Raw genomic sequence first — 22,889 nt, forward strand, 5'->3', positions numbered from 1 at the left:
GGATGTGGATGAGATAGCGCCAGTTGGTATTCACCAACTGGCGCTTTTTTTAGCATTGGGCTTCAGACTTGAGCCAGGCGATTTCGTCGGCCCAGATATCGGGGTTGATCGTTTCCAGAATCATCGGGATACCATCAAAACGGGGATCTTTCATGATGTAGCTGAAGGCGGTTTTGCCGATATTGCCTTCTCCCAGGCTATGGTGTCGGTCAACCCGGCTGCCGAACGCGCTTTTCGCATCGTTCAAATGCATTCCGCGCAGATAGCGGAACCCAACAATACGGTCAAACTCAGCAAAGGTCGCTGCACAATCTGCCTCTGTCCGCAGATCGTAGCCGCCAGCGAAAGCGTGGCAGGTATCGATACAGACGCCGACACGGCTTTTATCTTCCACTCCAGCGATGATGGCCGCCAGATGTTCAAAGCGAAAACCCAAATTGCTGCCTTGCCCGGCCGTATTTTCAATCACCGCGGTAACGCCGTCCGTTTCCGCCAGCGCGATATTAATGGACTCGGCAATACGTGCCAGACAGTCCGCTTCCTCAATCTGTTTCAGATGGCTACCGGGGTGAAAATTCAGCAGGCTTAGCCCAAGCTGTTGGCAGCGCGACATTTCATCAATAAACGCGATGCGTGATTTTTCCAGCGCTTCGCTGTCCGGATGACCCAGATTAATCAGATAGCTGTCGTGGGGAAGAATCTGTGCCGATGTATAGGCGTACTGTTCACACGCGGCTTTAAAACGGTCAATAACCTCTGTGCTGAGCGGTGCAGCCTGCCATTGGCGCTGATTCTTGGTAAATAAAGCGAAAGCCGTCGCCTTTATTTCATGTGCGCGAATCACGGCCTGATCGACACCACCTGCTGCGCTAACGTGCGCCCCGATGTATTTCATGTTGGTCTCCTCGATAACGAAGACATTATGGCATCGTCGCTTAGGTTAATGAGACGTTAATGAGTAAATAATTTATCGTTAGCCGAATAAATGCGCGAAGAACAGATTGATTCCCGCTCCACCGATCACCAGCCAGATAAATAAGATCAGTGCCAGCAGCAGCGGTTTTGCTCCCGCCTGACGGATGGCGCTGAATCGGGTTGTCAGGCCCAACGCAACCATCGCCATGGTTAGCAGCACATTATCGAGTTGAACTAAATGGGCGACGAGCGTTGGAGGAAGTAGTTGGAAAGAATTGAAACCAGCTACGGCGATAAACCCCAGCGCAAACCACGGGAACATCAGTGGCATGTTCTTTTCTACATCACTTTTTGGTGTCGCTTTCTTCAGGTACAACCCAAGAATGAGAAGGAAAGGGGCCAGCATCATCACGCGTAGCATCTTGCTGATGACAGCGATGTTTTCCGTTGCGTTATCGACGGCATGTCCTGCGGCAACGGCCTGAGCGACTTCATGTATCGTGGAACCAAAGTACAGCCCGACGATTTGCGGTGTGACCGCAATCCAGTGATGTTCGAGGTTGAGCTGATAGAGCCACGGATACAAAAACATGGCTGTCGTACCAAAAATTACCACGGTGGAAACCGCGACGGCAATCGCATTGCTGGACGCTTTGACTACGGGAGCTGTCGCCATGATCGCCGCCGCACCACAGATACTGCTGCCCGCACCGATGAGAATCACGGTTTCATTGTCGAGCTTCAGCCAGCGCTTTCCTACCCAACAGGCGAGCAAAAATGTCAGCGTGACCACGCTGAGATCGACTGCAATGCCCGTAAAGCCCACGGCAGCAACCTGCTGCAAGCTGAGACGAAAACCATAAAGTATGATACCCCAGCGCAGTAAATGCTGTTTGACCCACTGCACGCCCGGATCGCACAGAGGATGACGCTGCGGATAAACGCTATTCCCCAGCACGATCCCGGTCAGGATGGCCAGTGTCAGCGAACCAGGTCCCCAGTGGGCGATTTTCGGAATATTTGCCAGCCAGAGAAGTGAAAAAGTTATTACACTGATTAACAGCAGGCCGGGGAATCGCCGTTTCGCGCCATCGGGCGGTGCTATCGTTGTTAATACCGTAGGAAGAGCCATGGATTTGCTGCCTATTCTGACCGTACCGAATTGAGAAGCCAGCTTATAATCCACAAGATTAAAAGAGAAATTGATTATATATTTATAACCTATAGATATTTCAGATAAAGAGCGCACTATGCATATCACGTTACGTCAGCTGGAAGTCTTTGCTGAAGTCCTGAAAAGTGGTTCAACAACGCAGGCCTCCGTTGTACTCGCCCTTTCTCAATCGGCGGTCAGCGCCGCTTTGGCGGATTTAGAAGGGCAATTGGGCGTTCAACTCTTCGACCGCGTAGGTAAACGACTCGTGGTTAATGAACACGGCCGTTTGCTTTATCCCAAGGCGCTGGCGTTACTTGAACAGTCAATCGAGATTGAACAGCTCTTCCGGCGTGATAATGGGGCGCTGCGTATTTATGCCAGCAGTACCATCGGGAACTATTTACTGCCTGCGATGATTGCCCGCTATCGCCATGATTACCCTGAAATTCCGCTTGAACTGCATGTCGGTAATACGAAAGATGTCATTACTCGCGTGTCTGAATTCAGTGTTGACTTAGGCTTGATTGAAGGACCTTGTCATCACCCTGATTTGATTACCCAACCCTGGCTGGAAGATGAGCTGGTGGTGTTTTGTTCTCCCGAACACCCACTCAGTCGGGGCGCGGTATCGTTAGCCGCGCTGGCGGATGCACATTGGATCTTGCGTGAACGCGGCTCGGGCACACGCGAAGTGCTTGATCATTTGCTGCTAACGCACCTGTCGCATTTTCATCTGGTGATGGAGTTAGGCAATTCCGAGGCGATTAAGCATGCGGTTCGCCACGGAATTGGCATCAGTTGCCTGTCGCGGCATGTGATTGCCGAGCAGTTGGCGGCAGGCTCGCTGGTAGAATTGAAGGTGCCATTGCCTAAGCTCACGCGTACCTTGTATCTGGTGCACCACCGGCAGAAACATCTTTCAAATGTGTTGCGACGTTTCCTGAGTTATTGCTGTGAAACGGTATAGCGGAGCTATTTTCTGCTGCTAATAATCGGGCGTGAGTTATTAACCTCTCTTATAACTCGACGATCTTAACTATTCAGAGCAAGGCTATTTGCTACAATCCCGCCTCGATTTTTAGCACGAGCATGCAGGATAACAATGGCTCAGCACGATATTCAACAAACTACACAGGGCGCACCGACCCTGCGCCGCGAACTAAAAGCGCGGCATTTAACGATGATCGCGATTGGCGGATCGATTGGAACCGGGTTATTTGTCGCTTCGGGTGCGACGGTTTCACAAGCGGGCCCGGGGGGCGCACTCCTGTCATATGCTCTGATTGGGCTGATGGTTTACTTCCTGATGACCAGTCTGGGCGAACTGGCGGCATTTATGCCGGTTTCTGGCTCGTTCTCTACCTACGGTTCCCGCTATGTTGAAGAAGGTTTCGGCTTCGCGTTGGGGTGGAACTACTGGTACAACTGGGCGGTGACCATTGCGGTCGATCTGGTTGCGGCACAGTTAGTGATGGGATACTGGTTCCCCGAGGTTTCGGGCTGGATCTGGAGCGCCTTGTTTCTCGCGCTGATGTTCCTGCTTAACTACATTTCCGTGAAAGGGTTTGGCGAAGCCGAGTATTGGTTCTCACTGATTAAAGTGACGACGGTCATTATTTTCATTGCCGTTGGCGTAATGATGATTACGGGTATCATGAGCGGTGCGGAAAATGCGGGATTCCACAACTGGCAAATCGGTGATGCGCCGTTTGCGGGAGGATTCTCCGCCATGATCGGTGTGGCGATGATTGTTGGCTTCTCTTTCCAGGGCACGGAACTGATTGGTGTCGCTGCGGGTGAATCTAAAGATCCAGGGAAAAATATACCGCGTGCGATTCGCCAGGTTTTCTGGCGCATCCTGCTGTTCTACATCTTTGCGATTCTGATTATCAGCTTAATCATTCCGTATACTGACCCGAACTTGCTGCGTAATGATGTAAAAGACATTACGGTCAGTCCGTTCACACTCGTGTTTGAGAATGCGGGACTGCTGTCTGCCGCTGCGGTGATGAATGCGGTTATCCTGACGGCGGTGCTGTCGGCGGGTAACTCCGGGATGTACGCCTCTACGCGTATGTTGTTTACACTGGCATCGGAAGGTAAAGCACCACGTATTTTCGCTAAGCTGTCGAAAGGCGGCGTGCCGCGCAATGCGCTGTATGCCACAACGGTGGTAGCGGCGCTGTGTTTCCTGTCTTCTTTGTATGGCAACCAAACGGTTTATCTGTGGCTGCTGAATACCTCCGGCATGACGGGATTTATTGCCTGGTTGGGGATTGCAATCAGCCATTATCGTTTCCGCCGTGGCTACGTGCTACAAGGGCATGACCTGAATCGTCTGCCTTATCAATCGCGTTTCTTCCCACTAGGACCGATCTTCGCGTTTGTACTCTGTCTGATCATTACGTTGGGGCAGAATTATCAGGCGTTTCTGGAAGATAAAATCGACTGGTATGGTGTGACGGCGACGTACATCGGTATTCCGCTGTTCCTGCTGATTTGGCTCGGTTATAAGCTGTATCGTGGAACGGGCTTCATCAAGTATCAGGATATGACGTTCCCAGATCATAAAGATTAATCAGGGTAATGCGGTCAATGCGGGCCGCTTTTTACCTCGATCTCTCCTCACGCCACTGATGAAACTTTTATCAGTGGCGTTTTCTTTCTTCAAACTCATCTTTTTGTATCAAATATTTTGAATGTCTTTGTTGCTGCCTGCGCCATCCTGATTATTTTCTATTCTTTCAATTAAGTGAGTTCTCACTGCGAAAATCGACATTTATAAACGGGAGTTAAACGAAATTAAAAACGCTAATAATTATCATTTACGTTTTTATGCATTCCTTTACACTATTTTTCGCAAAAAAATTCAATAAAATAACGAGGAATCATGAAAGGAAATTCTCTGATTAATCTCAAAAATGCAGTGGCTCTGGCACTAGCGGCAACCGCAGCAAACGCAGCAATGGCGGCAGATAACAATGATGTTCTGGTTGTCACCGCGAGCGGTTATGAGAAAAAATTGACGAATGCGCCAGCTTCCATCTCTGTCGTCAGCGAAGAAGAGCTCTCTCAAAAAAGTTATCACGATCTGGGAGAAGCGTTAAGCGGTGTAGAAGGCGTTGATGTACGTAGCGGAACGGGTAAAACCGGCGGCTTGGACATCAGTATCCGCGGTATGCCTAGTAGTTACACCCTGATCCTGATTGATGGTGTGCGTCAGAATGCCAGTGGCGATGCGACGCCGAATGGCTTTGACACCATGAATACGGCGGTGATGCCGCCATTGTCTGCCATTGAGCGTATTGAAGTGATTCGCGGGCCGATGTCGACGCTGTATGGTTCTGATGCGATTGGTGGTGTGGTCAACATTATCACCAAGAAAGACAGCAAGCAGTGGCGTGGCAGCGTTAACCTGTCGCATACGGTGCAAGAACACCGCAAGTGGGGTGACAGCTCCACGCTGGGGTTCTATACCTCCGGCCCGTTGGTGAATGACCAATTTAGTTTGGCATTGCGCGGTAATGTTGAGCATCGTCAGGCTTCTAGTGTGACCTCATTGAACAGCAATGGTGGTGATACTCGCATACCTTTCCCGACCAAGACTGATAACTACAATGTCGGTGGGAAGCTGAGCTTTAAAACCAGCGATGTGAATACCCTGTGGGTTGACGGTGATGTATCTCGCCAGACTTACGATAATAGCTATAGCCAATTAGGACCTATTGGGGTTACTGGCGGCGGTTATCGCGATGAGTTGCGTTTTGAGCGTAATAAGCTGGCGATAGGGCATGATACCGATCTGTCATTTGGTCGCTGGAGCTCAAACCTGTCATATACCATGACCGAGAACAAGGGACGTCTGCTGACACCACGTGTGTTGATTCCTGCCAACGCAACGCTTTCAGGTCGCGACCGCGAACTGAAAAATACTAATACGATCTTTGATACAATGCTGGTGTCGCCAGTAGGGGACGATCATTTGTTAACTGTCGGTGGACAGTTCTGGGACGCACGCCTTAAAGATGGGATTGTGCTGGCAAACAGTGGCGAGACGTTCGAACAAAAAAGCTGGTCGCTGTATGCGGAAGATGATTGGCAGTTACTTGAACCACTATCTCTGACGCTCGGTGCCCGCTATGAGAAACACGATAGCTTTGGTGGTCACCTGAGCCCGCGTGCCTATCTGGTATGGAATGTTGCAGATGACTGGACGGTAAAAGGTGGCGTGAGTACCGGTTACAAAACCCCTTCTTTGGCGCAATTGCATAACGGCGTGAGCGGTATTGGCGGGAATGGAACAACGAGTACCATTGGTAACCCGAATCTTAAGCCAGAAGAGAGCACCAATTTTGAAACGGGTGTGTATTACGAGAACGCGGCTAATGTGAAGGCGAATATTACCGGATTCGTCAACCATTATAAAAATGCCATTGATTCGGTTGAGATCAGTAATAGCTCAATCGGGACATATCGCAACATTGGCAAGGCCAGAACTCAAGGTGTAGAACTGGCAACGTCCTTCCCGGTATTCGTGCCAGATGTCACCCTTGCGTTGAACTACACCTATACGCATAGCGAACAAATCGGTGGGAACAACCCAGGCGCGGCGTTGACCACGACCGCTAAGCATATGGCGAATGCTCGCTTAAACTGGCAGATCGATGAGCAGTGGAATAGCTGGTTGGCGGCAGAATACCGAGCGAGTACGCCTCGTTTTACCAACAATTATGCGAATTTGAATGACGCTCAAAAGCTGGTATATGACGCGCGTGGCGCTGACCTGAAATCCTGGACGGTGGTGAATCTGGGTACGTCATATAAAGTCACGAAAGATGTTACGCTGAACGGTACAGTGAATAATCTGCTGGACAAGGATTTCTCTCAGGTACAGCGCTATACATCGGGCCGTAACACGTATTATGCCGGTGATTACTTTGGGAGCAGTTCCTTTACGACAGGCTATGTTATGCCAGGCCGTAACTACTGGATGTCAGTCAACGTAACCTTCTGATTGTCATCTTTCCCCGAAACGGATGTTCATTCGTTTCGGGGTGTTAACATGTTGTATCTTTAGACACCCTCGTCCACATTTCTGCTTCATTTCTCTTACGCTAATTCTGCCCACTTTTCACTGCCCATTTATCTTTTCTATTTCGATTATGGTTTACCGACCTATTTTTTGTGATATTTCTGAATATCGCCGATAACAATGTCGATGCGCGAAATTCATTATATTAGGTATTGTTAATTGCTTTAATGCTGACTACGCTTCACGTTACGGAGTGATGGATTTTCGATGAGATAGGTGATGTAACGTTATTAATACGTTCGTTGTTCTGTGTCATACAGAGAATTTAATTCATTAGTTTTGTATGAGAATACCTGTCGTGATTACCGATTGCGGAGTTCTTGATATCTGAAATCGTTAATCAGTGTATGAATAGCAACCAGGGCACGATGATGTTAAAAATTACCTTTTTGGATAAAGGCTCACTGCCGGAAACCATTTTCCTAAAAAAGACAAGTTTTAGGCGTCCACAATGCCGCCATGAATGGATTGAATATAGCTATACCTCTCCTGAACAAGTTATCGCCCGAGCGAAAGATACTCACGTTATCATCACGAATAAAGCACTATTAACGCGGGATACCTTAGTTGCGTTACCTGCGCTGAAGCTGATTGCCGTGACGGCAACAGGAACCGACAATATCGATCTTGCTGCCGCCAAAGAGCTGGGTATTACGGTCAAAAATGTACCGGGCTATTCTACGCAAGCCGTGTCTGAACACGTGATTGCCATGATGTTCGCGCTGAAACATAGCCTTATGGCCTGGTATCGCGATCAACTGAGCGATCGCTGGGCCAGCCAGTCGCAATTTGCTTATTTTGATCATCCGGTCAAGGACATTGCGGGTTCCACGTTGGGCATCATTGGTGCAGGTACGATTGGGCAGGAAGTGGCTCGTCTGGCGCAGGCGCTGGGAATGAAGGTGATTTTTGCCGAACATAGAGGCGTCTCGCAGTGTCGAGCCGGGTATTTACCGTTTGAGGATGTCCTGCGTCTGGCTGATGTCATTTCACTCAACTGTCCGCTAAATGCGAGCACGCAGCATCTGATCAATTCGGAGACGCTTGCGCTGTGTAAGCCAACTGCGTTTATTATTAACACCGCCAGAGGTGGGCTGATTGATGAGAACGCATTAGCTGCTGCATTGCTCGAGCGCAGCATTGCCGGTGCCGCGTTGGACTGCCTGACACAAGAGCCGCCGGAAAAAGAGAATCCCCTGATGGTGGCGGCCAAAACTCTGCCTAATCTTCTGATTACACCACATATTTCCTGGACGTCAGCCTCATCGCTGCAACTGTTGATGGAAAAGACGATTGAAAATATAGATGAGTATGTTCAGCAGAATGGGTACAAATAAGCGATAACTTGATTCAGCCGGGTATGAGGGAATATTGCCCGGCAGCGGGAATATGATATTCATCAAATTTAACTGTTTATCAAAATTTAATGTTTCATAGAGTGTCTCATTCGCGCTATACCCATAAAGAATGAAACTGTTACGTACAGGACGTAAAGTAAAACGTTATTATTCTCGTTCCACTGCAAGTGAGCTGCTCATTGGCGGCGTTCACTACCCGAATCACTTACTTACCTCGGTGGTTCGGGATTAAATGAAAAAGACTCAATCGCCTATCTCCGCTTTTCATCTTCCTTAAAATAGAATTATTCAGGCTATTTCTGTGATTATTCTTATTTTTAATGGGGGTAGTTAATTATTAATAATAATGACCGTACATAACGTAATAGCATGAGTACGGTGATATGTTCTGTGGAAAAACTGAGTAGATCAAGGGCGGAGTGGATTGTGCATCCGCCCACATTCGGGTGAAAGGGGCGGATGCGAGCAGTATCAGCGTTTCTGGATATACGTCATTGCCAGCGCGAGCGCCAGAACCAGACCTTTGATGATATCCATGGCGTAATAAGGAACGGAGAGCATCACCAGTCCATTCTGTAAGACGCCAAGGATGACGGCTCCGAGTAGCGTACCCAGCGCATTCGGTTTGCCGGAACCGGCTAGCGAGAACCCGATGTAGGCTGCGGCAACCGCATCCATTAAATAGCCGCCGCCAGCATTGACCTGTGAAGAGCCGATGCGTGATGCGAGTAGAATACCGCCCAGCGCCGCGAGTAGTGAGGAGAACACATATGCCTGTACTCGATAACGCGCAGTACGAATGCCCGCTAGTCGAGCGGCTTCCGGGTTGCCGCCAATCGCGTACATCCTGCGACCATGCTTGGTAAGGGACAGATAGAGCTGCACCAGCACCGTCACTGCCAGCATGATGACAACAATGACTGGCACTTGGCCCAGTGTGGCAAAGAATTCGGGAATGATGCCTTCCGCCATTTCGCCGCTGGGCAACACCATGTTCTGCGTGATGGAGCCGCCATAACTATATGTCATCGCCACGCCTTGAATGACGAACAGGCTGGCGAGTGTCGCTAGCATATCGGGAATTTTTAGCACAACGATGAGAAAGGCGTTGAATAGCCCGACCAGCGTACATAGCAGGAGCGTCAGAATAATCGCGCCAGTGGTGCCGAATCCATGCCAGACAAAGAGTGAAATAACCAGTGCATTGGCCAGTGACGCTGTCGACCCCACGGAAAGATCGAATCCACCTACGGAGAGCGAGATAGAGACGCCAATCGCAATCACCGTAACAATGGCGATAGAACGCAGAATATTGATGATGTTATACGGATCGAGAAAGTTGTCCGATGCCAGCCCGAAGAGGGCAATCAACGCGACAACCGTGATCAGCATGCCCCACTTATAGAGAAACTCGAAAACGTGGTGACGGAAGGGGAGCGCCCCGTTAGATGAAAGTGGGTGACTCACGCGGGAGTTCCTCCAGTTGAATATAAAAGTAGAGTTTCTTCGTCAATGTCAGCAGCGTTCAACTCTGCGACAATTCTGCCATCCCATAGTACGCAGATGCGATCGCAGAGTCCGACAAGTTCGGAGAACTCGCCTGACGCATAAATAATGCCTTTGCCCTGACGGGCGAGGTTGTCAATCAGCGTGAACAGATCCTGTTTGGCCTTGATATCCACGCCTTTGGTGGGTTCATCAAAAATCAGAACCTGTGCTTCGCTCCGTAGCCATTTGCCGATGGCCACTTTTTGCTGGTTGCCACCCGATAGGCGCGCCAGCTTTTGCGCCGGGCCTGTGGTGCGAACGGCAAGCTGTTCAACGATCTCTTTCGCCCAGCGCAACGCTTTGCCTCGGCTGAATAGACCCCAGCGAGAAAAGCTGTCGGTGGCGGTGATGCTGAGATTCATGGTGACGGATTCATCAATAAAAATGCCTTCTTTACGCCGTTCTTCCGGAACCAGCGCCAGACCTTGCTCTACGGACTGATGGGGCGAATGCGGCTTCCAGGGTTTACCGCGATATTCTCCCTGTACGATCTGGCAGGGTTCTGCGCCGAACAGCGCTTTACACAACTCGGTTTTACCCGCACCCGCCAGCCCGGCAATACCCAGAATTTCCCCTTTGCGCAGCGTGAGTGAAATATTGTGCAGCCGCGTTTCGTCGTGCAAACCGGTGACCTGAAGCAGCGCGTCGCCTGAAGGTGTGGCGCGGCGCGGTGGGAAGATATCGTCAAGTCGATGCCCCAGCATTCTTTCTACAATTTCCTCACCGCTCAGCCCCTGCATCGTGCCGCTGCTGACAAACTCACCGTCCCGCAGAACGGTCAATGTATCGCAGATTTCACTCAACTCATGGATACGGTGGGAAATAAACACGATACCCATTCCCTCTGCCTGTAACCGGCGAACCACCTGAAAGAGGCGCGCGCTTTCCGCTTGATCCAATGGGGCGGTGGGTTCATCTAAAATCAGGAAGCGGCATTCGTGGGATAACGCGCGGGCGAGCAGGATTTGCTGTTTCTCAGCCAGCGAGCAGGCATCCAGCCGTTGACGAACATTAAGGTGAACGCCAAGCTGATCGAGCAGCGTCTGCGCCTGACGGTATATCTGCGACCAGCTCAGCAGATGCCCGTCCTGCGCTAGCGTATCCAGCATAATGTTTTCCGCTACGGACAGCGTGGGAACCAGCGCGACATCGACTTCTTGCTGCACCAGATGAATACCGTACCGCTTGGCATCACGTGGCGAATGGACATCGACGGGTTTGCCGTTAATCAGAATATCGCCTTGATAATGATTGTAAGCACCCGACAAAATCGTCATGAGCGTGGATTTACCCGCACCATTTGCACCAGTCAGGGCATGAATCGATCCCCCTTCCAGAGTGAAATTAACCTGTTTGAGGGCGTGGAAACCAGAAAAGGAGATGGAAATGTTGCGCATTTCCAGCCGGCTTTGGGGGGTAGGCATCATGGTCGGTAACGCTCTTGGCGATCAAAGTCATGAAATAACGGAAAAGAAAGGTAGCATATATCCCGGAGAATTTAATACAGCTTCATGTCTTTGAAAGATGTTGGCTATGAACGAAAAGGCATAAATTAAGAAAAAAAGTTCTTAATCTGCCGTAATTAAGTGAATAAGATGACGTTATCAACAGGGTAGCGCAGAAGATTCATCTACCAGGCAAACATAAAATAGAGCCGTGCTCAAAAGAGAGCGCGGCGAGGAATAGTCAAACATGCACACAACAACCGTTCGCGTTCAGGTGGGGCCCGCCAACTACTTCTCTTTCTCTGGCGCGATCGATAAATTGCTGGAGTTTTATCCGCCAGAGGTATTGAAAAACGCACTGTGGATCTACGGTGAGCGGGCTATCGCCGCGGCGCGACCTTATTTACCCGCTGAGTTCGATGCGCCTTCAGCCCGACGCGTTCAGTTTGGCGCGCATTGCAGCGAGGGGGAAGTGGCAAAACTGGTCGCGCAGGCAGGCGAGGCATGTCAGGTCGTCATTGGCGTCGGCGGCGGGGCGGTGCTGGATACCGCGAAGGTTGCTGCGCGCCATATCGGCGTACCGCTGGTGGCGATTCCTACCATTGCGGCAACCTGTGCGGCCTGGACGCCGCTGTCCGTTTGGTATAATGATGCCGGGCAGGCATTACGCTTTGAAATTTTCACCGATGCCAACCATCTGGTGCTGGTTGAACCGCGGATTATGCTAGCCGCTCCGGTAGAGTATCTGCTGGCTGGGGTCGGAGATACGCTGGCGAAGTGGTATGAGGCTGTCGTTCTCAGCCCCCAACCTGAAACGCTACCGCTTTCTGTCCGTCTTGGTTTACAGACTGCGCTGGATATTCGCAATGTATTGTTGCAACAAAGTGCAGCGGCATTAGAAGCCGTCAAGCGTGGCGAGTTGACGCAGGATTTTCTGGATGTGGTGGATGCGATCATTGCCGGGGGCGGGATGGTTGGCGGATTGGGTGAGCGATATACCCGCGTAGCGGCGGCGCATGCGGTTCATAACGGCCTGACAGTGTTGCCGCAAACTGAACGTTTCCTGCATGGTACCAAAGTAGCCTATGGCATTCTGGTGCAGACTGCCTTGTTGGGCGATCGCGAAACGTTGCGCCAGTTGAAGGCGGCATTCAACGTTTTTGGTTTGCCGACATCGCTGGCTGAATTGGATGTAGATATTCACGACCGCGCTGCGCTTCAGGCCGTGATTGCCCGTACTTTGCAAACGGGGGAGTCTATCCACTATCTGCCATTGGCGCTAAATGAAGAGGTCTTGCTGGCGGCGTTTACTACCGTTGATGCTACCGAAGCATAGCCTAATGGGAAGAGAAGAGGCGGAGAGTCATCTCCGCTCTTAAAGACTATTCTGTATCTTTAAAAACTACTGTGTTTTCTCGTAGGCGAATGAATTTTTGATATAGCTGACGTAGTAGCGGTACTTCGTTTTGCTTGCCATTAACTCTTCATAAATCATGCGTGCTACGCCGCTGTAGAGATAGATGCTCCCATTGAGTAATTCGACTTCTAACTGACTTTTTTCTGCATCGTATCCGACTGAAAACAACTCTGTTGATGAAACTCGTTTTCTCTGCAAAATTAATCACTCCCAACGTATCAATACCGCGTCCTGACGATATACCATCTTTAGAACTTTATAACCACATTGTGTTATAGCTTGGAATATATCGGGGTTAAACAGCAGCATATCGTTATTAGATCATCAATAATCAGTAAACGCTCACAGAATTCTTGCTTCGCCGCTCATCGCGCGGTTTGTCATTCATCGCCAGTGAGACGATGTCTCGATCGTATCGTTAATCTTGAGCGAGTGCCTGCTGAAAACTTGGCTGGTTTTCTATTCGCTCAATGTACTGCTTGATATGTGGGTAACGGCTGAAATCCAAACGCGTCTTCGCCAAAACCAGCGGTACTGCCATTTGTATATCAGCACCGCTGAACGACTCACCGGCAAACCAGTCTTGTTTACTCAAATGTTGTTCGATGAACTGAAGTTGCGTGGTGAGACGTGGAACAATAAAGGCCTGCTCAATACTTTGTACAATTTTGCGTGCTATGGGCCGAATGAAGAACGGCATCGGTGCGGACTCTGTCTTCGCCAACACCAAACGCATCACCAGCAGTGGCATAAGCGAACCTTCAGCAAAATGCAGCCAGAAGCGATAATCCAGCAACGCTTGCCCGCTCTGTGGACGGAGCTTACCGTTGCCGTAAGTCTCAATCAGGTATTCCACAATGGCTCCAGATTCGGCAACCGTCAGTTCGCCATCGGTAATCACTGGCGATTTCCCTAGCGGGTGAACCTGTTTGAGGGCGGCCGGAGCGCTAAACGTTTTTGGGTCGCGCGTGTAGCGAACAATTTCATAGTCAACACCCAGCTCTTCTAGCAGCCAGGTGACACGAGTCGAACGGGATTTTTCGAGGTGATGAACGCGTATCATCCATTTCTCCTTTTTGTTTATCTTGGTTCCGTCATTCAGCACGGGGCAGGTGTGTGATCGTATTTTTTTGCGATTGCGTTCTAACAGCGAAGAGAAACCGCGCTCAGAGTGTACCTGAGCGCGGTTCTCAACGAGATAAGCATAGCACCATTATTCGCACAGCTATCGTGCGAACAACTATTCTTCAAACAGATACTGAGCGTGGAAGCGCAGGTGATCTTCGATGAAACTGGCGATGAAGAAATAGCTGTGATCATAGCCGGACTGTGTCCGCAGCGTGAGCGGCCATGCGTACTGGCTTGCCAATTCTTCCAGTTTCGCTGGTTGTAATTGGTCGGGCAGGAACTGATCGCAATCGCCCTGATCGACCAGTATTGGCAGCGTCTTCTGGCTATTTGCCAGCAAATGACAGCTGTCATACTGCAACCACTGCGTTTCATCCTCGCCGAGGTATGCGGTAAGCGCCTTGCGCCCCCAGGGAACCTGGCTTGGGTTAACGATCGGCGCGAACGCCGATGCCGAGCAAAATTGCTCAGGGTTGCGCAACGCCAGCATCAGTGCGCCGTGCCCGCCCATCGAATGTCCACTGATGGACTGGCGATTATTGACGTTAAAATGTTGCTGAACCAGCGCTGGTAATTCCGTACTGATGTAGTCATACATCCGATAATGTGCCGCCCAAGGTGCTTGCGTGGCATTCACATAGAATCCCGCACCTTGACCCAGATCGTACCCAGCATCGTCTGCTACGCCATCGCCGCGCGGGCTGGTGTCCGGCATCACCAGCACCAGACCCAGTTCGGCGGCAACGCGCTGTGCGCCAGCTTTCGTCGTAAAGTTCTCGTCGTTGCAGGTTAACCCAGACAGCCAGTAAAGTACGGGCGGCGGGGTGTCATCCTGTGTCGGTGGCAGATAAATGCTGAACGTCATTGCGGTGTTCAGCGCCTCTGACACATGGCGGTAGCGCTGTTGCCAGCCGCCAAACATACGGTGTTCTTCCAGCAGTTCCAGTGATGCGTTCATCGCTGTACAGCCTCCTTTTTATTCCTGACAGTGGCGCGATTAATCGAAATGAATCACGGTGCGAATCGATTTGCCTTCATGCATTAAATCGAATGCGGTGTTGATGTCGTCCAGCCCCATGGTGTGGGTGATGAAGTCATTCAGCGGGAATTCGCCTTTCAGGTAACGATCGACAATGCCCGGCAGTTGGCTGCGTCCTTTCACCCCACCAAAAGCAGAACCGCGCCATACACGACCCGTTACCAGTTGGAATGGACGGGTTGCGATCTCTTCGCCTGCGCCAGCGACACCGATGATGATGGATTCACCCCAGCCTTTATGACAGCACTCTAACGCGGAACGCATGACGTTAACGTTACCAATACATTCGAAGGAGAAGTCCACGCCGCCATCAGTCAGCTCAACAATGACATCCTGAATGGGCTTATCGTAATCTTTCGGGTTGATCAGGTCGGTAGCACCCAGTTTGCGTGCCAGATCGAATTTGCTGGTGTTGAGATCGATACCGATGATGCGTCCGGCACCCGCCATTTGCGCGCCGATAATGGCTGACAAACCAATGCCGCCGAGACCGAAAATCGCAACCGTATCGCCAGGTTTAACTTTGGCGGTATTCAGCACGGCACCCATACCGGTGGTTACGCCGCAGCCCAGTAGGCAGACTTCTTCCAGCGGCGCTTCTTTATTCACTTTCGCCAGTGAAATTTCAGGCACGACGGTGTGCTCTGCGAAAGTGGAGGTTCCCATGTAGTGGAAGATGGGTTGGCCATTTTTGGAAAAACGCGTGGTGCCGTCTGGCATCAGGCCTTTACCCTGCGTAGAGCGGATAGCCTGACACAGGTTAGTTTTCCCTGAACGGCAGAATTTACATTCGCCACATTCCGGGGTGTAAAGCGGAATAACGTGATCGCCAACGGCAACGCTGGTTACACCTTCACCAATGGCTTCTACAATCCCGCCGCCTTCATGGCCCAGGATGGCCGGGAATACGCCTTCAGGATCTTTGCCGGATAGCGTATAGGCATCAGTGTGGCATACGCCGGTTGCAACGATGCGCACCAACACTTCACCTTTCTGCGGTGGCATCAGATCCACTTCTTCAACCGACAGTGGTTGGTTTGGCCCCCAGGCGATGGCAGCGCGGGTTTTAATCATTTGCATGGTGATGACTCCTAATAGCATACGGTTATGGGTTGTAAGTTGCATGAGAGGACGCATGGGTTCATCGCTGCGTTGTGCTCTCGTGAAATGTGCTCTCGTAAAAAGGGTTGCTCAGGGAAAATAAGGTGTTATTCCTGCTGAGCGGGTGGTTCAATCATGCTGCACTGTTCAATGATAAGCTTTTTAAGCGCTTCAACGTTGGGGCCGAAAGCGTCACGCCGCCATACCAGCCAGGTGGAAACCGCCGCGATGTCGGGTGGTAATTCATGTATCTGAACGCGTGCGACGGCGGGCAGTGATTCAAGGACGGCATAGGGGAGTATGGCCAATCCGGCTCCGCTGGCCACACAGGCAAGCATGGCATGGTATGAGTGAATTTCTATGATCGTACCGGGCACAACGCCATCTTGTTTGAACCAGTTTTCGAGGATCTTTCTGTAAGAACAGCTAGGACGAAAGGCAAACAGCGTATCCTGGCTGGCATCCCGTGCATGGGCAATCGGTGAGTGCGCAGGGTCGGATATCAGCACGAGTCGCTCCGTAAAACATGCACACCCATTTAGCTCATCATAGACAACAGGACCATCGACTAGCGCTGCTGCCAATGTTCCCGCCCGCACACGCTCGATAATCTCCCCTGATGTTCCAGTATTCAGAGATAAAGAGACATTGGGGTAACGTTGGTGGTAAGCCGCTAATAGTGTGGGTAAGCGGGTCGCCGCAGTGCTTTCTGTCGATCCTAACGCGAAATTACCCGCGGGCTCGCCAGTGCGCGTCATGCTAATCGCTTCCTCGCTGAGCGCGAGAATGCGTTGTGCATAACATAAAAAATTGTGACCAATCGGCGACAGACGCAAACGCTGTTTCTCACGGATAAACAGATCGGTGCCCAACTCCAGCTCTAACTGACGTAGCCGCGTAGTCAGATTTGAAGGCACCCGATGAAGTTGCTCTGCGGCACGCGCGACGGAGCCTGTTTCGGCAACAAGACAGAACATACGGAGCTGGGTCAAATCCATGTCTTTCTCTTTTTGTAATGAACTATTATCTTATTATTCATTTTTTGTGAAGTGTAGCGGTAAGCTATGCATTTCGCAACTGGCTTACACCATGCTGATGTAAAACAACGCAGACCCTGCGGAGGGAAATGTGTCCTGAATGATGAAAATGACGGCCGTAATTATCATCAGGATTAATATCTGGGGGGAGAAAGAGAAGAAAGCGATAAAATGATCGCGGCCTAAATTAATAGCACCGCAAGCAATGATTGCCGCGAAGAAGGACATATTTTCTAAGAAAGAGAGCAGAATGAGAAAATAAGAATAATCACAGAAAAATAAAATCATATTTCCCACTGATAAAACAGTTAGGGAGGGGAAATAAATAGATAATTAAAATAAACAGTTAAATGTATAAGTAAATGATTGTAACCAAGCAATAGCCAAAAACTATCATCATTCTTTTTTTTGATCGCATTTGTTGATGCGAAAGCGTAAAGTGCCTGCCCAAAGTGCCGATAATGATGATGAATGGTAGGAACATCTTATCGTTATTGTAAGGAAGAGTATCTTTTTGTCATTAAAGGAAAATAACTCTAACTAATGAGAGCCTCTGCTCTTCATTAAATGACGTAACACCCGGCGTATTTCCAATTAAAAATGTGCAGCCATGTTGCAGAAAGCGCAGAGGAAAATCGCCAGATAATTTATAGGAGTTTTCTGTGAACTTTTTAAAAAATATCACCATCAGGGCAATGCTTTTAACAATATTGGGGCTGTTTCTGATTGTATGGGGTGGAGCTTCTTTCTTTACTTCCACTTCATTAAGCAGCATGACCAAGTTATTGGAATCCGGTGAAACTCAGCGTAAGAACGTAGAGATGCTGGTAAAAGGCAATGACCAGTATTTTCGTACGGTTACTCGTTTGTTGCGTTCGATGGATTTCCAGCAAACTGGCGAAACAGCGGAAGCAGAGAAAGTATTTACGTCCGCGACTACGGCATTTAAAAATACGTCAGATCAACTGGCTGCGTTTAAAGCGGTTGGGCATGTCGGTGTTGATAAAGAAACGGCAGACAACATGATCGCCGCGTGGACTCGCCTGCTGGATAACGGGTTGACGCCGATGCTGAACGCTGCGCGTGAGAACCGTCAGGAGGAATTCCGTCAACTTTTCCGTACAGCATACCCGCCGTTGAGCGTGGCGTTTGGCAGTAACATGGATAAATATCAGACAGCGATTATTTCATCGTCAGAGACGTCAATGAGAGAGGTCTACGGTCTGGTTGACTGGAGTAACTATATCCTGCTGGGTGCTGCGATTCTTGGGTTGTTCATCCTGTTGTTGACGGATCGCTATCTGGTTCACTATCTGGTCAAGCCGTTGAATATGATCAAAGGGTATTTTCAGGTGCTGGCTGCCGGACAGCTTGGCCACCCGATTGACGAGTTTGGTCGCAACTGTGCGGGACAGCTGATTCCTTACCTGAAAGAGATGCAGGGAAGTCTGGTTAATACCGTTTCCATTATCCGCGACAGTTCAGCATCGATTCATCAGGGCTCAAGCGAAATTAAAAGCGGTAACAACGACCTGTCCGCTCGCACCGAACAGCAGGCGGCCGCTCTGGAGCAGACGGCGGCCAGTATGGAAGAATTGAGCGCGACGGTGAAACAGAATGCCGATAACGTCCATCAGGCGACGAAGCTGGCGCAGGAGGCCTCCGTTGCAGCGAAGAAGGGCGGAGACGTCACCGCAGATGTGATGGCGACGATGGCGAGTATTACAACAAGTTCGAAGAAAATAGCTGACATCACCAGCGTGATTAACGGCATCGCTTTCCAGACCAACATTCTGGCGCTGAATGCGGCGGTAGAAGCCGCCAGAGCCGGTGAACAAGGTCGTGGTTTTGCGGTGGTTGCGGGTGAAGTTCGTAATCTGGCACAGCGCAGTGCTCAGGCGGCGAAAGAAATTGAAAGCCTGATTACAGAATCAGTTCAACGCGTCAATATGGGATCAAATCAGGTCACACAAACGGGTGAAGCGATGGATTCCATCATTTCCGCAATTACTCGTGTGAACGATCTGATGGGGGAAATTGCCTCGGCGTCGGATGAACAGAGCCGCGGTATTACCCAGATTGGTCAGGCGGTTACCGAGATGGATGGCGTCACGCAGCAGAACTCCGCACTGGTACAGGAATCTGCGGCGGCCGCGGCGTCGCTGGAAGATCAGGCTCGTCAGTTGACCGAAGCCGTATCGGTGTTCCAACTGTCTGCAACAGATGGACATCGTCGTCCTCAGCAACGTTTGGCAGAGAAAGCGCCAACTGCGCAGAAGCCGATGTTACTCGCAGCCGCAGCCGCTGGCGGTAAGAAAGGCAACGCTAACGACAACTGGGAAACCTTCTGATCATGTCATGACAAACGGCGTCGGAAGCGTGACAGCTGCAAAAGTCAGGCGATTTATCGTTAAAAGCACTGAGCGTATTTTCTCAGTGCTTTTTTATTTATCGCTAAATAGTCGTTTTTCTGTACGTATTCTTTGACCCCCGTTACTGCGCACAGACACATCCGCCGTGTTTGATAACTTGAATCTATTTCAACAATCATGACATACAATCGCTGGATAATCGTTACTCTCTCAACTAGAGTGTTGACGGCACTAGGGTCTGACTAAGACCTCGATAGATAGAGTTACACCTGCAGGAGAATAATAATGTCATCACTAAGTAAAGAAGCCGTTATGGTGCACGAAGCGCTGCTGGCACGCGGTCTGGAAACGCCGCTGCGCGGGGCGTTGTTGGATCGGGATACGCGTAAGCAACGTATTGCCGAGCATATGACGGAAATTATGAATTTGTTGAGTCTCGATCTGAGCGATGACAGCCTGGCTGAAACACCGACGCGCATCGCCAAAATGTACGTTGATGAAATATTCTCCGGTTTGGATTACGCCAACTTCCCTAAAATCACCATCATTGAAAACAAAATGAAGGTCGATGAAATGGTTACCGTGCGGGATATCACGCTGACCAGCACCTGTGAACACCATTTCGTGACGATCGATGGGAAAGCGACGGTCGCCTATATTCCGAAAGATGGCGTCATCGGGTTATCGAAGCTTAACCGCATCGTCCAATTTTTCTCGCAGCGCCCTCAGGTGCAGGAGCGTTTGACGCAGCAGATTTTGGTCGCGCTGCAAACGCTGTTGGGAACAAACAACGTTGCCGTCTCGATTGATGCTGTGCACTACTGCGTGAAGGCGCGTGGTATTCGAGATGCGACCAGTGCCACGACCACGACATCGCTCGGCGGGTTGTTTAAATCCAGTCAGAACACGCGTCAGGAATTTTTACGCGCGGTACGCCACCATAATTAAGCTCGCCCTTATTGGCGATGATGAAGCAAATAACATGCTGTCATCGCCAAATGGAGCGCTGCCAAATCAGCAAGTCTCTTCGCTTTTTCTCTATTTGTGCATACAATCGCTACTTCGATGATTTTAAAATGTAATTTGTATGCCTTCTCATTCACTATCGTCATCACATTCCGCTTCTTCACGGATCGTTACGCTGGATTTTGCACGCGGCGTCGCCATTTTAGGCATTTTATTGCTGAATATTACGGCGTTTGGTTTGCCCCATGCCGCATACCTAAATCCCGCCTGGCAGGGAAAGCCTGCGTTATCTGACGCTTTGGCATGGGCCGCGATGGATTTGCTTGCTCAGGTGAAATTTCTGACGCTGTTTTCTCTTCTTTTTGGTGCCGGGTTGCAACTGCTGTTATCTCGGGGATGCCGTTGGATACACGCACGGCTATTTTGGTTGCTAGTCATCGGTTTTATTCATGCCATTTTTCTGTGGGATGGCGATATTCTGTTTGACTATGCCCTGATCGGGCTGGTGTGTTACCACATCATTAGTCATGCGACGAGTAGTCGACAACTCATTATCATGGGCTCGCTTCTCTATATGGTGGAAATTGTCGTCCTGTTTGTGTTGAACCATATCTTGACGCTGCAACCGGGGCGATTCTGGTTGCCAAGCGTGGCGGATATCACCTATGAAACTTACTGGCGGACATTAGGTGGGCCCGAAGCATGGAAAAATCGTTTTGATCTCTTAACGGAAAGCCTTTTGTCGTTGGGGATGCAATATGCTTGGGTATTAGCGGGAACGATGTTGTTGGGGGCCGGATTGATGCGCAGCGGCTGGCTGAAAGGTGAGTTCAGTACCGCCCACTATCGCAAGGTTGCCCTATGGCTGATTCCGCTGGGCGTGGCAATTAACAGTATTGGCGTAGTGGGTCAGTGGCTGGTGGGTTGGGAATATCGCTGGAGCGGCTTGTTATTGCAGATTCCGCGTGAGCTGAGTTCACCAGTGCAGGCGGTAGGGTATCTTGCGCTGTGTTATGGTTTTTGGGCCACACTGTGTCAATGGCGAATAACGTATTGGATTACGGATATCGGGCGTATGGCGTTAACCAACTATTTGTTGCAGACGCTGATTTGCGTGGCGCTGTTTAACCAACTGGGCCTGTTTATGGCCTTTAGCCGCCTGCAACTGCTGGCACTGGTTCCTGCTATCTGGGCCGTCAATTTGGTCTTTTCCCACTACTGGTTACGTTATTTCCGTCAAGGGCCGCTTGAATGGTTATGGCGTAAACTCACCAATGCACTAGGGAAAACGGCGTAGGGAATACGTTACGGTGTGGTCTTCTCGTCCTGCTGCTTGGGGGCTGGTGCAGTTCTCATCAGTTGGTCAGGTTTAGCCTGACTCACTGGTGGAGTGAATACCTGTTCCGGCAGAACGGCAGGGTAGTCTGGCGCATCTTCTGGAATCTTATGCTCTGCTGGAATCGGTACCTGTGGTCCTAAAAAACGTGGCTCGCGTTTGAGAATATACAGATCGAACAGTGCGCCCAGACGCGCACCAAATTCACGAATTCGCACGGTCATCATATTTTTGGGGGAAGGCACGGCGTAACACTGTGCCTGAATGCCGAGGTGCAACGCGATGAATAATGCACGTTCACAGTGAAAACGCTGGGTGATGATGGTGAAATCGTTGGTATCAAATACTTTGCGCGTTCTGACGATGGAGTCCAGCGTGCGGAACCCCGCGTAGTCCAGCACAATATCTGAAGGCGGAACGCCAGCAGAGATCAAATCGCGGCGCATCGTCATCGGTTCATTATAACTTTGCAGCGCGTTATCACCACTTAATAACAGATAGCTGACCTTACCGCTGTTATAAGCGTTAATCGTTCCTTGCATGCGGAATAGGTAATACTGATTGAGCACGCCGGTACGGTAGTATTTTGCTGTTCCCAGCACCACGCCGACCTGGCGCTTCGGCAAGGTCTGAAGTTCATCATAAATAAAAGGCGCGGTTTTCCAACTGATCCAGCGATCGAGCGCAAAAGCAGAGAGCAGCAGTACGCCAATGAGGGCTAACAAACCGAATGTCAGGCGTTTCCACATGCTTATGCCTCGGGTAAGGCGAATAGACTCATCATGTCCCAAGGCTACTTTACCTGACAGGGGGACGCAAGACGCAGGCGAGAAACGGGTGGTTTATTGATTGAATTTTCAGCGTTCGGAGGGCGATGGTGTGAAAATAAAACGCCAGCCTTTCGGGCAGAAAAGCTGGCGTGATGGATAATACTGGTTACTTAGCCCGTTGTTAGGGGAAACACAGGGGGAGGTTCCCG

At 50.3% G+C, this 22,889-nt stretch carries 19 protein-coding genes; 8 read left to right on the forward strand and 11 right to left on the reverse strand.

Going from position 1 to position 22,889, the window contains the following annotated elements; all coding sequences use genetic code 11:
• Positions 1-49 precede the first annotated feature (49 nt).
• Both nfo and E2566_RS08815 read right to left on the reverse strand, forming a co-directional pair.
• The gene (gene nfo / locus E2566_RS08810; protein ID WP_107169810.1) at positions 50-895 is read right to left on the reverse strand and encodes a deoxyribonuclease IV; all 846 of its coding nucleotides are present in this window, start codon (positions 893-895) and stop codon (positions 50-52) included.
• A gap of 78 nt (positions 896-973) precedes the next feature.
• On the reverse strand, positions 974-2,047 hold the full coding sequence (locus E2566_RS08815) for a YeiH family protein (protein WP_107169809.1): 1,074 nt from the start codon (positions 2,045-2,047) through the stop codon (positions 974-976).
• A 118-nt stretch (positions 2,048-2,165) separates the two neighbouring features.
• Between E2566_RS08815 and yieE the strand changes: the two genes are divergently transcribed.
• The 4 genes from yieE to E2566_RS08835 all read left to right on the forward strand — a co-directional run bounded on the left by yieE (position 2,166) and on the right by E2566_RS08835 (position 8,500).
• Positions 2,166-3,038: a DNA-binding transcriptional regulator YeiE gene (gene yieE / locus E2566_RS08820; RefSeq protein ID WP_107169808.1), complete on the forward strand. Its 873-nt coding sequence runs from the start codon at positions 2,166-2,168 to the stop codon at positions 3,036-3,038.
• 135 nt (positions 3,039-3,173) lie between these two features.
• Entirely contained in the window at positions 3,174-4,649 is a 1,476-nt protein-coding gene (locus tag E2566_RS08825) for an amino acid permease (RefSeq protein ID WP_107169807.1), read from the forward strand.
• A 312-nt stretch (positions 4,650-4,961) separates the two neighbouring features.
• The gene (locus E2566_RS08830) at positions 4,962-7,085 is read left to right on the forward strand and encodes a TonB-dependent receptor (protein ID WP_107169806.1); all 2,124 of its coding nucleotides are present in this window, start codon (positions 4,962-4,964) and stop codon (positions 7,083-7,085) included.
• 425 nt (positions 7,086-7,510) lie between these two features.
• A complete protein-coding gene (locus tag E2566_RS08835) occupies positions 7,511-8,500 on the forward strand; it encodes a 2-hydroxyacid dehydrogenase (protein WP_107169805.1) in 990 nt (329 codons plus the stop codon).
• 492 nt (positions 8,501-8,992) lie between these two features.
• Here E2566_RS08835 and E2566_RS08840 read toward each other — a convergent pair whose 3' ends face one another.
• Positions 8,993-9,913 (reverse strand): ABC transporter permease, encoded by a 921-nt coding sequence (locus tag E2566_RS08840; protein ID WP_233671778.1) that lies wholly within the window; start codon positions 9,911-9,913, stop codon positions 8,993-8,995.
• A 71-nt stretch (positions 9,914-9,984) separates the two neighbouring features.
• Positions 9,985-11,496 carry a sugar ABC transporter ATP-binding protein gene (locus tag E2566_RS08845; RefSeq protein WP_107169803.1) on the reverse strand — a complete coding sequence of 504 codons (1,512 nt, stop codon included), beginning with the start codon at positions 11,494-11,496 and terminating at the stop codon, positions 9,985-9,987.
• A gap of 265 nt (positions 11,497-11,761) precedes the next feature.
• On the opposite strand from E2566_RS08845, the gene E2566_RS08850 reads away from it, so the two are divergent.
• Entirely contained in the window at positions 11,762-12,850 is a 1,089-nt protein-coding gene (locus E2566_RS08850) for an oxidoreductase (RefSeq protein ID WP_107169802.1), read from the forward strand.
• Positions 12,851-12,916: 66 nt separating this feature from the next.
• On the opposite strand, the gene E2566_RS08855 is transcribed toward E2566_RS08850, so the two are convergent.
• The 6 genes from E2566_RS08855 to E2566_RS08880 form a co-directional block, all read right to left on the reverse strand.
• The gene (locus tag E2566_RS08855) at positions 12,917-13,129 is read right to left on the reverse strand and encodes a KTSC domain-containing protein (protein ID WP_107169801.1); all 213 of its coding nucleotides are present in this window, start codon (positions 13,127-13,129) and stop codon (positions 12,917-12,919) included.
• A 220-nt stretch (positions 13,130-13,349) separates the two neighbouring features.
• A complete protein-coding gene (locus E2566_RS08860; RefSeq protein WP_107169800.1) occupies positions 13,350-13,994 on the reverse strand; it encodes a glutathione S-transferase family protein in 645 nt (214 codons plus the stop codon).
• A 177-nt stretch (positions 13,995-14,171) separates the two neighbouring features.
• Positions 14,172-15,017, reverse strand: a complete 846-nt coding sequence (fghA, locus tag E2566_RS08865; RefSeq protein WP_107169799.1) for an S-formylglutathione hydrolase — start codon at positions 15,015-15,017, stop codon at positions 14,172-14,174.
• Positions 15,018-15,056: 39 nt separating this feature from the next.
• Positions 15,057-16,178 carry an S-(hydroxymethyl)glutathione dehydrogenase/class III alcohol dehydrogenase gene (locus tag E2566_RS08870; RefSeq protein WP_165800656.1) on the reverse strand — a complete coding sequence of 374 codons (1,122 nt, stop codon included), beginning with the start codon at positions 16,176-16,178 and terminating at the stop codon, positions 15,057-15,059.
• Positions 16,179-16,306: 128 nt separating this feature from the next.
• The gene (gene ptrR / locus E2566_RS08875; RefSeq protein ID WP_107169798.1) at positions 16,307-17,197 is read right to left on the reverse strand and encodes a putrescine utilization regulator PtrR; all 891 of its coding nucleotides are present in this window, start codon (positions 17,195-17,197) and stop codon (positions 16,307-16,309) included.
• 559 nt (positions 17,198-17,756) lie between these two features.
• Complete coding sequence (locus tag E2566_RS08880; RefSeq protein WP_168444494.1) at positions 17,757-18,011, reverse strand: hypothetical protein; 255 nt, start codon at positions 18,009-18,011, stop codon at positions 17,757-17,759.
• Between E2566_RS08880 and E2566_RS08885 the strand changes: the two genes are divergently transcribed.
• The 3 genes from E2566_RS08885 (at position 17,899) to yeiB (ending at position 21,871) form a co-directional block, all read left to right on the forward strand.
• The gene (locus tag E2566_RS08885; protein WP_107169796.1) at positions 17,899-19,587 is read left to right on the forward strand and encodes a methyl-accepting chemotaxis protein; all 1,689 of its coding nucleotides are present in this window, start codon (positions 17,899-17,901) and stop codon (positions 19,585-19,587) included. The two genes, E2566_RS08880 and E2566_RS08885, sit on opposite strands and share 113 nt — an antisense overlap.
• A gap of 306 nt (positions 19,588-19,893) precedes the next feature.
• On the forward strand, positions 19,894-20,556 hold the full coding sequence (folE, locus tag E2566_RS08890; RefSeq protein WP_005967317.1) for a GTP cyclohydrolase I FolE: 663 nt from the start codon (positions 19,894-19,896) through the stop codon (positions 20,554-20,556).
• A 139-nt stretch (positions 20,557-20,695) separates the two neighbouring features.
• Positions 20,696-21,871 carry a DUF418 domain-containing protein YeiB gene (yeiB, locus tag E2566_RS08895; protein WP_107169795.1) on the forward strand — a complete coding sequence of 392 codons (1,176 nt, stop codon included), beginning with the start codon at positions 20,696-20,698 and terminating at the stop codon, positions 21,869-21,871.
• 8 nt (positions 21,872-21,879) lie between these two features.
• Here yeiB and sanA read toward each other — a convergent pair whose 3' ends face one another.
• Positions 21,880-22,659: an outer membrane permeability protein SanA gene (sanA, locus tag E2566_RS08900; protein ID WP_107169794.1), complete on the reverse strand. Its 780-nt coding sequence runs from the start codon at positions 22,657-22,659 to the stop codon at positions 21,880-21,882.
• Positions 22,660-22,889: the final 230 nt, after the last annotated feature.

The organism is Pectobacterium punjabense (assembly GCF_012427845.1).
In the GTDB taxonomy this organism is placed as follows: domain Bacteria; phylum Pseudomonadota; class Gammaproteobacteria; order Enterobacterales; family Enterobacteriaceae; genus Pectobacterium; species Pectobacterium punjabense.